Here is an 11,237-nt window from a genome sequence, read left to right on the forward strand (position 1 = left end):
AGGCATAAACGCCGACGAAATTAGGCATAAACGAAATCATTTATGCCTAATATCCGCGGCAAAATAAACGAGATTTTAAGACATTTGTCGGGAAATGATTTTGTAATCCAATGAGAAGTCCTTATCTTTGTGTCATGCTTAGAATTATCAGACATATCGAACAATTGCTGTCGGTGCATGATTGCGTGATTATTCCCGGCTTTGGTGGATTTGTACTCCAGGTGACGCCGACTTGGTATAAGGCGGATGAACATCGGTTTGAGCCGCTTCATAAGGAATTGGTATTTAATGAAACATTGCAACATAACGACGGTTTGCTGGTGGAGTCGTACCGGCAGGCGGAGGCGACGGATTATCGGACGGCCTATCAATGGGTACAAGCCGATGTAGCAGAATTGAAAGCCCAATTGTCACGTGAGGGGAAGGTGGAAATGACACCTATTGGCGTTTTTCGTCGAGGCGAAGAGGGGCAACTTATCTTCGAGGCGTCGCGCGACGGGGATTGGTTGAACGCTTCGATGTTTGGCTTGCCTGCTTTTAGCGTTGAACCTTTGGTATTGGAACATCCCGTATCGGTCGAAGAGGAAAAGAAAGAAAGAAGGCAGGATGTGTATTATATTCCTGTCAATCGTCGATTGGTTCATTGGGTGGCTGCTGCAGTAGTGGCGATTGTTGTGTTTCTATCTGCTTCTACATCGGTTGAAGAGGTTAATCGTGCGGCCTATACAGCCAGTTTTGTGCCTACTGAGATGCTGAATGCGAGTAAGCAAAAGACGGAACAGGAAGCTGTAAAACCTATCCCGAGAGTAGCTGAACCAGAAGTGGTACCATCCTTTGTGACTGAAGAGCCTAAGGCTGAAAAGAAAATAGAGAAACCAGCACCGAAACAGGAAGTCATTCAGGCAACTGAAGCAACTCCACAAAAACGGTATTACATCGTCATTGCCAGTTTGGCATCTCGCGAGCAAGCAGAGCAATTCATGGCGGGAGTAGGGCGTAAGGATTGTCCGAAAATGGCTGTGTTGCAGACGAAAGGAAAGTATCGCGTTTATGCCGATCGCTTTTCAGATAAGGTTGCAGCCGAAAAATATCAGCAGATACTTCGGAAGAATCCTAAGTATAAAGATGCTTGGCTATTCACGTGGGCTTCCAAATAGATACAAATAACAAGGAATTTCAGGAAGCGCTTCAACTGATTACGTTCACACGGCAATCTCTATTTCTGACGGGAAAAGCCGGAACGGGAAAGTCTACCTTCTTGAAATATATTTGCAAGACGACGAAAAAGAAGTATGTGGTGTTGGCTCCTACGGGCATTGCTGCCATTAATGCGGGAGGAGTGACGCTGCATTCGTTCTTCAAGTTGCCTTTCCGTCCGATGTTGCCCGACGATCCGGACCTCAGTCTTTCGCACGGTCGGATCTTCGAGTTCTTTAAATACAGCCGTCAGCATCGGAAATTGCTGGCCGATGTGGATTTGGTGATTATCGACGAGATTTCGATGGTGCGGGCGGATATAATCGATTGCGTGGATCGCATCTTGCGTGTCTATTCGGGTAATATGCGGATGCCTTTCGGCGGGAAACAATTACTCTTTGTGGGTGATTTGTTTCAGTTGGAACCCGTCGTCCCGTCCGATCAGCGGGATATCTTGAGTCGCTTTTATCCTAATTCTTTTTTCTTTTCGGCGCGTGTCTTTCAAGAAATTCATCTTGTACCCATTGAGTTGCAGAAGGTATATCGGCAGCGTGACCCAGCCTTCATAGGTGTGTTGGATAAGATTCGGAAGAACGAGGCGCAACAGGCGGAATTGGCCGTGTTGAATGGCCGCTATTTCCCGCAATTCGAGCCTCGGAATGAGGATATGTATATCACTTTAGCCACGCGTCGCGACCAGGTTAATTTCATCAACGAACGTAAATTGGAAGAACTGCCGGGCAAGGAATTTGTGTTTACCGGCAAAATCACGGGCGATTTCCCGGAATCCTCCCTGCCGACTCCGTTGAAACTTTCGCTGAAAGAACAAGCGCAGGTGATTTTCATTGAGAATGACCGCGAGCGGCGTTGGGTGAATGGTACCATCGGCATGGTTTCTGGCATCACGGATGATGGGAAAGTCTACGTCCTCCTCGAGAATGGAAAGGAGCATCTGGTCGAGCCTTCTTCGTGGCGTAATTATAAATATAAATACAATGAGGCGGAGAAGCGCATCGAAGAGGAGGTGGTGGGGACGTTCGAACAGTTGCCTGTCAAGTTGGCGTGGGCCATCACGGTGCACAAGAGCCAAGGGCTGACGTTCAGCCGTGTGGTGATTGATTTGGCAGGTGGAGTCTTTGCGGGTGGGCAGACGTATGTCGCGCTGAGCCGTTGTACCTCGTTGGAGGGCATTGTTCTGAAATCCCGCATTTCGCCCCGCGATATCTTTGTGCGCAAGGAGATTGTCGCCTTTAGCCACCAGTTTAACGACCATCGTCTGATAGAGCAGAGTTTGCGTGAGAGCGAAGCCGAGGTGCTGTATGTGCGTGCAGCTCGTTCGTTCGACAAGCGTGATATGCGGGGCGCCGTCGAATCGTTTGCGGCTGCCGTACAGAAGCGGAACGAATTAGGTAATCCGCTTGTCCAACGCCTGATTCGCCAGAAATTACAGCATTTCCAGTCGCAACAGGAAAAAATCAAGGCGTTGCAATCCGAATTACACCAGATGCGGGAAAATCTCCGCGAATTTGCGCACGAATATTATTTGATGGGAAATGAGTGTATCACGAAAGCGCACGACGCGCAGGCCGCCCTTCGTTCGTTCGAGAAGGCGTTGAAGCTCTCCCCGGATTATGTGGATGCGTGGGTACGCAAGGGTGTCACGCTCTTCGATTTGGGGGAGACATACGAGGCGCAGAAGTGTTTCAACCACGCCGTCTCGCTCCAACCGCAATCTTTCAAGGCGCGCTATAACCGGGCGAAATGCTTTTATCAATTGAAACATTACGACGAGGCTTTGCTGGATTTTCTGAAGGCTTCCCAATTGAAAGAGGACCATGCGCCTACGCATGATTATCTATCCGAACTTTTTCAGCTCACGGGCGATGAGCGCCTGGCGCGCTATCACGCTCATTTGGCTGAGACTTTGCGAAAGAAAAAGAAAAAGTAATTATAGTCCCAAGCGGATAGGGATGAAATTTCCGTGCTACAATATAGTCCCAAGCGGATAGGGATGAAATTTCCGTGTTGCGATATAGTACCAGGCGGACAGGGATGAAATTTCCGTGCTGCGATATAGTCCCAAGCGGACAGGGATGAAATTTCCGTGTTGCGATATAGTCCCAAGCGGACAGAGATGAAATATCAAGGCTGCGATACAGTTCCCCGTGAGCAGGGACTATATCGCAGCCTATTTCTTAGATGCTGACGGCTGGTTTTAATGGAGCAGGAAGCGTTCGGCTTCAATCGCAGCCTTGCAGCCGCTGGCGGCCGCCGTAATCGCTTGCCGATATTGCGGGTCGGCTACATCGCCTGCGGCAAAAACACCCGGAATCTTCGTGCGCGGTGTGCCGTCGAGGGTTTTAATGTAGCCCACTTCGTCTGTTTCGAGCCAGGGTTTGAAGATGTCGGAATTGGGTTTGTGGCCGATTGCCAGGAAGAAACCGTCGATAGCGATGTCTACCTTTTCTTCATCGGGTTCACCGAGGCGTTTCACCAGGTGCGCGCCTTCGACGCCGTTCTCGCCAAAGAGCCCGACGGTGTTATGTTCGAAGAGCACTTCGATGTTCGGTGTGTGGAAGACCCGTTCTTGCATCACCTTGGAGGCACGCAAATAGGGCTTGCGGACGATGAGGTAGACCTGCTTCGCGAGGCCCGCCAGATAGAGTGCTTCCTCGCACGCCGTGTCGCCGCCTCCCACGACCGCTACGCGCTTTTTCCGATAGAAGAACCCGTCGCATGTGGCACAAGCCGAGACGCCCATGCCGGCATATTTTGCCTCGTCGGCCAGACCGAGGTATTTGGCCGTTGCGCCTGTACAGATAATCAGCGTTTCCGTTTCAATCGTCTTTTCCCCGTCGATGGTGATTTTATAGGGCGAAGCCGAGAGGTCGGCAGCTGTAGCGATACCCATGCGGATGTCGGCGCCGAAGCGTTCGGCCTGCTTTTTGAGGTCTTCCATCAATTGCGGACCCGTCACACCTTCCGGATAGCCGGGGAAGTTTTCGACTTCCGTCGTGGTAGTCAATTGTCCGCCAGGTTGTATTCCTTCGTATAAAACCGGCGCGAGGTTGGCGCGCGAAGCATAAATAGCTGCTGTATATCCCGCAGGTCCGGAGCCGATGATGAGGCAACGGACTTTTTCGTTTATTGTACTCATAATATTAATAGTATGTAAAAGTTTATCTTAAATCAACTATTTCAGCATCCGGATAGTCTGCTTCCGGGAAGGTGAAGAAACGGTCCGGCTGGTTCAGCTGGGTTTTCCATTCGCTGATGACGATGGCATACGTCGCCCCGTTCTTATCAGTGATGGTAAACGAAACCGGGACGTGCGTGAGCTTTTCTACTTGAAGGGCGACGGATTGGATATCGCTCTTCCGTTTGGGAGTTAGCTCGATATCGTAGGCCGTCTTAGCTTGGCGCGTGGTGCTTGTCCCGATATATTTTGCCTTGAATCCGTTCTGATAAGTGTGGAGCAGGACGGCCGGATTGGTAGTTTGCAGTTCGTCGCCGCTGGGCGTGGTGATGTTCACCTCTTCGGTACGCGGGAGGTAAGTCCATTGCGTCGTCCCGTCGTACCACGTCGTCATATCCGGCGTTTCGAGTTTGAATTGGTCGTCGTGCATGTAAATAATGCCCTCGAAACTTTCCGAGACGCCCTGCTGGGGAATCGTCGTGTGGAGCGAGAAATGTGCCTGGATTCCGTTCGATTGTGCATACATTTCAGCTGCTTGTTTCAAGATTTCGTCGGCATTTTGGGCCAATGCAGTTGTCGGGAGCCATCCGACGAGGAGCAGCATCAGATATATTGCTTGTTTCATCTTCTTTCTGTTTTATTTGAGGTCGTTTAAGAATTGTTCTAACGTATATTCATCCGGAATCAAGACTTGTCGCGCCTTGCTTCCTTCCGAAGGACCCACCACGCCGGCGGCTTCCAGTTGGTCCATGAGGCGTCCTGCGCGATTATATCCGATTGAAAATTTGCGCTGGATGAGCGACGTAGAGCCTTGTTGCTGGATGACAATCAAACGAGCAGCCTCGTCGAAAAGCGGGTCGCGGTCCGAGAGGTCGACCACGTTGCCATGTCCGCCTCCTTCACTCTCTTCTGCCGAATATTCAGGAAGTTGGTAAGCCGTTGGATAAGCTACTTGTTCGCCAATATAATCTACGATGTGCTCGACTTCTGGCGTATCGACAAAAGCACATTGCACGCGAACCGTGTCGTATCCGCTAATCGCAATCAACATATCGCCTCGGCCAATCAAGCGGTTCGCTCCCGGCGCATCCAAAATGGTACGCGAATCGACCATCGACGCTACCTTGAAAGCAATGCGGCTGGGGAAATTCCCTTTGATGGTTCCAGTGATGACTTTCGTATCCGGGCGTTGCGTGGCCAATATCATGTGGATACCGACGGCACGTGCTTTCGCAGCGATGCGCGAGATAGGGAGTTCGATTTCCCGTCCGGACGTAGCAATCAAGTCGGCAAATTCATCCACAATAGCTACGATATAGGGCAGGAAACGATGCCCGTTCTCCGGATTTAATTGGCGAGAGATGAATTTCGTGTTATACTCTTTGATGTTTCGTGTATTGGCTTTCACCAAGAGTTGGTAGCGGTTCTCCATCTCAATAACTAACGAATTAAGTGTAGCTACCGCGTCTGCCGGTTCTGTGACAATCGGGTTGTCGGCGTCGGGCAGTTTCGCCAAGTAATGCCGTTCGATTTTCGAATAGATGCTGAATTCGACCATCTTCGGGTCCACCATCACGAACTTCAGCTCCGATGGATGTTTCTTATATAATAAAGAGGTGATAATCGCGTTCAACCCCACAGACTTTCCTTGTCCTGTTGCGCCGGCCACCAGCAGATGAGGCGCTTTACAGAGGTCGAACATATAGACTTCGTTCGTAATGGTTTTACCCATTGCGACGGGCAAATCATATTTGCATTCCTGAAATTTCTTCGAAGCGATGACCGATTGCATCGATACCACTTGCGGATTCTTGTTTGGCACCTCAATGCCGATTGTCCCTTTTCCTGGAATCGGGGCGATAATGCGGATATTCAGTGCCGCGAGCTTTAAGGCGATATCGTCTTCCAGTGTTTTAATCTTGGCGATGCGGATACCGGCTTCGGGCACAATCTCGTAGAGCGTCACGGTAGGTCCTACGGTCGCTTTAATAGAAGCAATCTTGATGCTGAACTCGTCGAGCACTTGGCGGATTTGTTGCTGGTTCGCCTTCAAGTCTTCGAGGCTGACTTCCACGTTCCCCTGGTCATGCGGGTCGAGCAAATCAAGTGTCGGAAAGACATACTTCGAGAGGTCAAGACGCGGATCGTAATCGCCCAGCCCTTCTCCCGAATAATCCGTTTCATCGCCTTCTGGTCTCGTGATGATGATGCTATCGTTTTTCGTCTCTTCTCCTTTTGTTTCTTGGGGAGCAGGAGTCGGCGTAGGCATAGGCTGTTCCGGTTCTGTCTCTGGGATTTCGGGCATCGGCTCGATTTCTTTTTCTTTTTTCTTTTCTTGGGTGGCCTCTTCTTCCGCTTTTTTTATCTCTTCTTCTGTATCAAATACATATTCGCTTTCAGGAGAGGCCGGAGCAACGAACGTTGGTTCAGGAGTGGCTTCCGGTTCGTTTGCAGGGATGGTTTCTTCTTTCTTCTTTCTTCTTAGATGTATTTTTCCCAACCAGCTGAACGAGAGGACACGTTGCAAGAACGGTATCGTCCGCTTACTCGAGAAGATAGCGATAATCAGGAAAAAACCGAGTAGCAGGAGGAAAGTACCCGGAATACCGATATTGTCTTTCAGAACTTCCGTGACGTAATATCCTTGTTGTCCGCCTAAATAAAGGAAGGTATCCTTATATCCGTCGATAAAGAAAAAGGCTAAAGCCCACGAGCCCCAAATCAGGGTTGAGAGGCAAAAGATGAAGCGGTTCAGAAGGTTGATTCGCTTTATGCTCATCAGCCTTGCCCCCAGCGAACCGAAGAAATAAATCATCATGAACGACGATACACCAAATAGCCGGTTCATTAGCCAATCGGCAATGAATGCGCCGCGTACGCCAGTCCAGTTCTCGACAGATCCTTTGTTGGCCAGCAAATCCCCGACTGATACATTTTCCACCTTGCTCTGGTCTGCCGCCCCCGTGAAAAAGAATGACAGGAGCGCGAGCCCCACATAAATTGTTAGTATAGAGATAACAAGCCCGGTGATGAAGCGAGTGCGTTCATGCGTGAAGAAACCTTTTATGATGGTTCCTATTCCCGGTTTTTGCATTGTGTCTGGTTTATTTGTACTCTTTTTTACCATTTCTTGAGATAAATTCATTTCGGTCTGCAAACTTACGGAAAATCTATGGAATATTCGACAAATTTCGGCAGAAATGCTAATTTGAAATTGGGAATTAAGCAGTTAGAAGAAAATCGCGGAAGTTGGATAGAGGGCTGAATAGCGTTTCAAAGCGGATTGGAGAAAGAGAACGGTTTCCTATTCGTTACCCGTCAGAAATGCAGATTTAACAGTCACCGTTCCGTTTGCGCCGCTCTGCGTAGGTTTGCTTGTCAAGGTTTAACTCGTTGATTTATAGTTTTGCAACCAAAAAAGAACGAGTATGACAAGGAGCACATTTCGCGTGCTGTTCTATGCGAACGGCAGCAAGGAGAAGAACGGAATTGTCCCCATCATGGGACGGGTTACAATCAACGGGACGGTGGCGCAGTTCAGTTGCAAACGGAGCATCGCAAAGGAGCTTTGGGACGCAAAGGGCAACCGTGCCAAGGGCAAGAGTTTGGAGGCAAGGGAAACGAACCTTGCGCTTGACAACATCAAGGCGCAAATCATCAAGCACTACCAGCGCATTTCCGACCGTGAGGCGTTTGTGACGGCAGAGATGGTGCGCAACGCCTATCAGGGCATAGGCAGCGAGTATGAAACGCTGCTCAAAGCCTTCGACCGTGAGAACGAGGTGTTCAAGAAACGTGTCGGCAAGGACAGGAAAATGGCGACCTATCAGTCAAGGGTAGTGGCAAGGAACTATGTGGCGGCATTCATCAAGTCGTTCTACAAGCGTAGCGATATGTCTATGCTGGAACTTACTCCCGACTTCATCAAGGAGTTTGCGGTCTATCTCGCCACGGAAGCGGGATTACGCAACGGCACGATATGGGAAAAGTGCATGTGGCTGAAAGGCGTGGTGATGCGTGCGCACTTCAACGGACTGATACCGAGAAACCCGTTTGCGCAATTCCACATCAGCCCGAATGTCAAGGAGCGTGAGTTTCTGACGGAGGATGAGTTGAAGGCGGTGATGACGCACGAGTTCTCAGATCCGAAACTGGCATATATCCGTGACCTGTTCGTGTTTGCGAGTTTCACCGCCCTTTCTTTCGTGGACATCAAGGAACTGACCAACGACCGAATCGTGGAGGTAAACGGCGAGAAGTGGATTATCTCCAAGCGTCACAAGACGGGCGTACCTTTCCAAGTAAAGCTGCTGGACATCCCCTTGCAGATAATCGAGCGTTACCGACCGTTCCAAGAAAACGACTTCGTATTCCCCAATCTGAACTATTGGTCAATCTGCAAGCCGTTGAAGAAGATGATACGGGAATGCGGCGTGAATAAGGACATCAGCTTCCATTACTCACGTCATGGATTCGCAACCCTGGCTCTCTGCAAGGGTATGCCGATAGAGAGCGTAAGCCGCATTTTGGGACATACGAACATCGAAACGACCCAAATCTATGCGAAGATAACCGTGGAGAAGCTGGATAACGACCTCACGATGCTGGGCGACAAGTTGAGCAAGTCATTCGGCAACATCAAGGTGGCAGGGATATGAAACGGGCAACAATCATGATGGACGGAAGTGGCAGGGTTGCCGTACCGTCCGATATAGCCAATGTGTGGATGAGCGAAATGGAGTTGGTAACGCTGTTTGATGTAATCGCCCCGACACTCCGTGCCGCCGTCCGAGCCGTGTATAGGAGCGGAGTGTTGCAATCTTGCAAAGTGGAAAGGCGCATCAGGCTGCCAAACGGTTATTATTTGGAAGTGTATGCGCTGCCAATGGTAATGGCACTGGCTTTCCGTATCAACACATCCAATGCCGCAAGAGTGCGTAATGTCTTGCTGGAAAGGCTGTGCTTGCGAAAAGACAGACAAATGCTTTGGCTTTCGTTAGGTAACAGCATATCGTGTAAGTGTTAGCGAGTGCGGTTGCGTGTCACTACGCCCATGCACTCACACAATCCAAGTCTGCCCGAAGAAGTACCATTTTCCGCTTCTTCGGGCTTTTTCTTTTCGCCTTTTGATGACTGATATTGCCCATCTTACTGCATTTTCTTATCCGTCGGTTTCTTTTGCGCCGTTCTGCATCGTTTTACGTATCAAGGTTTTAACCGTCATTCCGTAGCTTTGCACCCATGTTCAACCCGCCTGCCGACAAGGTGTCGGCGGCACTAAAACCTATATTTGAAACATGGAAAAGAAAGAAGAATTTATCCGTGTAGGCACAACGCTCTACAAAATTGTGGACCAGCCCCGAATTGACGGCGGCTATGTGAGGAAGCGCATCGCATGGAACTCCGAGACACTGCGGCAGGACTACGGCAAGGACTACATGGCAAGTGTTCCGAAGTATGACGGCTTCTGCACCGTACCCGACCATGTGGGCTACAAACCCGTGGTCGGCAAATTCCTCAACCTCTACGAGCCGATAAACCACCAGCCGCAGGAGGGCGACTTCCCCTGCATCCGCTCATTGGTGGAACACATCTTCGGCGAACAATATGAGTTTGGCATGGACTATCTGCAACTGCTCTATCTCTATCCCATTCAGAAGCTGCCCATCCTGTTGCTCGTGTCCGAAGAGAGGAACACGGGCAAAAGCACGTTCCTGAACTTCCTGAAAGCCGTATTCCAAAACAACGTGACGTTCAACACCAACGAGGATTTCCGCAGTCAGTTTAATTCAGATTGGGCGGGCAAACTGCTCATCATGGTGGACGAAGTGCTGCTCAACCGCCGTGAGGACAGCGAGCGATTGAAGAACCTCAGCACCACACTTTCCTACAAGGTGGAGGCGAAAGGCAAAGACCGTGACGAGATAGGCTTCTTTGCAAAGTTCGTGCTTTGCTCCAACAACGAACATCTGCCCGTCATTATTGACGCAGGGGAGACACGATATTGGGTGCGGAAGATTGTGCCGTTACAGAATGACGATACTGACTTCCTGCAAAAGCTGAAAGCGGAGATACCCACTTTTCTCCATTTCCTGCAACACAGACAGCCATCCACCGAGAAGGAAAGCCGTATGTGGTTCAATCCGAAGCTACTGGAGACGGATGCCCTGCGGAAGATTATTCGAAGCAACCGTAACCGTTTGGAGATAGAGATGGGAGAACTGTTGCTCGACATCATGGCAAACATGAATGTTGAGTCTGTTTCTTTTTGCCTCAATGACATCATCCCGTTGCTCGTCTGCTCACAAGTCAAGGTGGAGAAGTCACAGGTTCGGAAAGTGGTGCAGGAGTGTTGGAAGCTGGCTCCTGCATCCAATTCGCTTTCCTACACCACCTACCAATACGACTACAACCGCCGAGTGCCGTTACTCACCCGTAAGGAGGATTGGACGCTACTATACGGTAAGTAAGGAACAGTTGGAAACACTCTGATATTTTGATGAAATGATGAAAGCATATATAAACATAAAGAATGACAGCGACTTACATTCTCATCAAACGCTCAACAAAAGGATTGGGCTGATGAAAAGAGAAAGGCAACACAACGCCGCTCATCGCTTTTCTTTTGGCGAGCGGTTTGATGAAACGCTGATGAAAGGTTATTGCATTAGCTGTCAGTATATTAGACTATCCAATCATCAATTCATCGGAATTTCACCCTTCAACAAGTCCGCAGGGAAAGCAACAAAGGTGAATATCGCCATCCGTAGGCTGGTCGGACGGACTTCCGTCCTGCCGACCGACAAGGGAAAGCCGATGTCGCTGGCGAAAAGAAAAAGCAACC

General features: G+C 49.7%; 7 protein-coding genes and 2 pseudogenes. 6 read left to right on the plus strand and 3 right to left on the minus strand.

Annotated elements, in window-relative coordinates:
- Positions 1-110 precede the first annotated feature (110 nt).
- Positions 111-1,157, plus strand: a complete 1,047-nt coding sequence (locus B5F77_RS07030) for an SPOR domain-containing protein (RefSeq protein ID WP_087329369.1) — start codon at positions 111-113, stop codon at positions 1,155-1,157.
- Positions 1,142-3,145 (plus strand): AAA family ATPase, encoded by a 2,004-nt coding sequence (locus B5F77_RS07035; protein WP_087329392.1) that lies wholly within the window; start codon positions 1,142-1,144, stop codon positions 3,143-3,145. Before B5F77_RS07030 ends, B5F77_RS07035 begins: the two co-directional genes overlap by 16 nt.
- A 267-nt stretch (positions 3,146-3,412) precedes the next feature.
- Here the strand turns inward: B5F77_RS07035 and trxB are convergent, their stop codons facing one another.
- From trxB to B5F77_RS07050, 3 genes are read right to left on the minus strand one after another with little or no spacing between them, the layout of a single operon-like run.
- Positions 3,413-4,357: a thioredoxin-disulfide reductase gene (gene trxB / locus B5F77_RS07040; protein ID WP_087329371.1), complete on the minus strand. Its 945-nt coding sequence runs from the start codon at positions 4,355-4,357 to the stop codon at positions 3,413-3,415.
- Positions 4,358-4,376: 19 nt separating this feature from the next.
- Positions 4,377-5,018: a LolA-like putative outer membrane lipoprotein chaperone gene (locus B5F77_RS07045; RefSeq protein ID WP_087329373.1), complete on the minus strand. Its 642-nt coding sequence runs from the start codon at positions 5,016-5,018 to the stop codon at positions 4,377-4,379.
- Between the two features lie 12 nt (positions 5,019-5,030).
- Positions 5,031-7,520 (minus strand): DNA translocase FtsK, encoded by a 2,490-nt coding sequence (locus tag B5F77_RS07050; RefSeq protein ID WP_087329394.1) that lies wholly within the window; start codon positions 7,518-7,520, stop codon positions 5,031-5,033.
- A gap of 301 nt (positions 7,521-7,821) precedes the next feature.
- Between B5F77_RS07050 and B5F77_RS07055 the strand changes: the two genes are divergently transcribed.
- The 4 genes and pseudogenes from B5F77_RS07055 to B5F77_RS07070 all read left to right on the plus strand — a co-directional run.
- Entirely contained in the window at positions 7,822-9,051 is a 1,230-nt protein-coding gene (locus B5F77_RS07055; RefSeq protein WP_087329375.1) for a site-specific integrase, read from the plus strand.
- Positions 9,048-9,419, plus strand: a complete 372-nt coding sequence (locus B5F77_RS07060; protein WP_087329377.1) for a hypothetical protein — start codon at positions 9,048-9,050, stop codon at positions 9,417-9,419. The genes B5F77_RS07055 and B5F77_RS07060 overlap by 4 nt, the downstream gene beginning before the upstream one ends.
- A 271-nt stretch (positions 9,420-9,690) precedes the next feature.
- Positions 9,691-10,885 (plus strand): annotated as a pseudogene (locus B5F77_RS07065) (primase-helicase family protein).
- A 90-nt stretch (positions 10,886-10,975) separates the two neighbouring features.
- A pseudogene (locus B5F77_RS07070) lies at positions 10,976-11,237 on the plus strand (hypothetical protein); the annotation flags it as partial.

It is taken from the genome of Parabacteroides sp. An277 (assembly GCF_002159645.1).
Lineage (GTDB): Bacteria > Bacteroidota > Bacteroidia > Bacteroidales > Tannerellaceae > Parabacteroides.

What these genes read in the sequence shown, in the direction of transcription:
- B5F77_RS07050 (WP_087329394.1), bottom strand. Translation starts at nt 7,520, where the DNA reads ATGGTAAAAAAGAGTACAAATAAACCAGACACAATGCAAAAACCGGGA.
- B5F77_RS07055 (WP_087329375.1), top strand. Translation starts at nt 7,822, where the DNA reads ATGACAAGGAGCACATTTCGCGTGCTGTTCTATGCGAACGGCAGCAAG.
- B5F77_RS07060 (WP_087329377.1), top strand. Translation starts at nt 9,048, where the DNA reads ATGAAACGGGCAACAATCATGATGGACGGAAGTGGCAGGGTTGCCGTA.
- B5F77_RS07045 (WP_087329373.1), bottom strand. Translation starts at nt 5,018, where the DNA reads ATGAAACAAGCAATATATCTGATGCTGCTCCTCGTCGGATGGCTCCCG.
- B5F77_RS07030 (WP_087329369.1), top strand. Translation starts at nt 111, where the DNA reads ATGAGAAGTCCTTATCTTTGTGTCATGCTTAGAATTATCAGACATATC.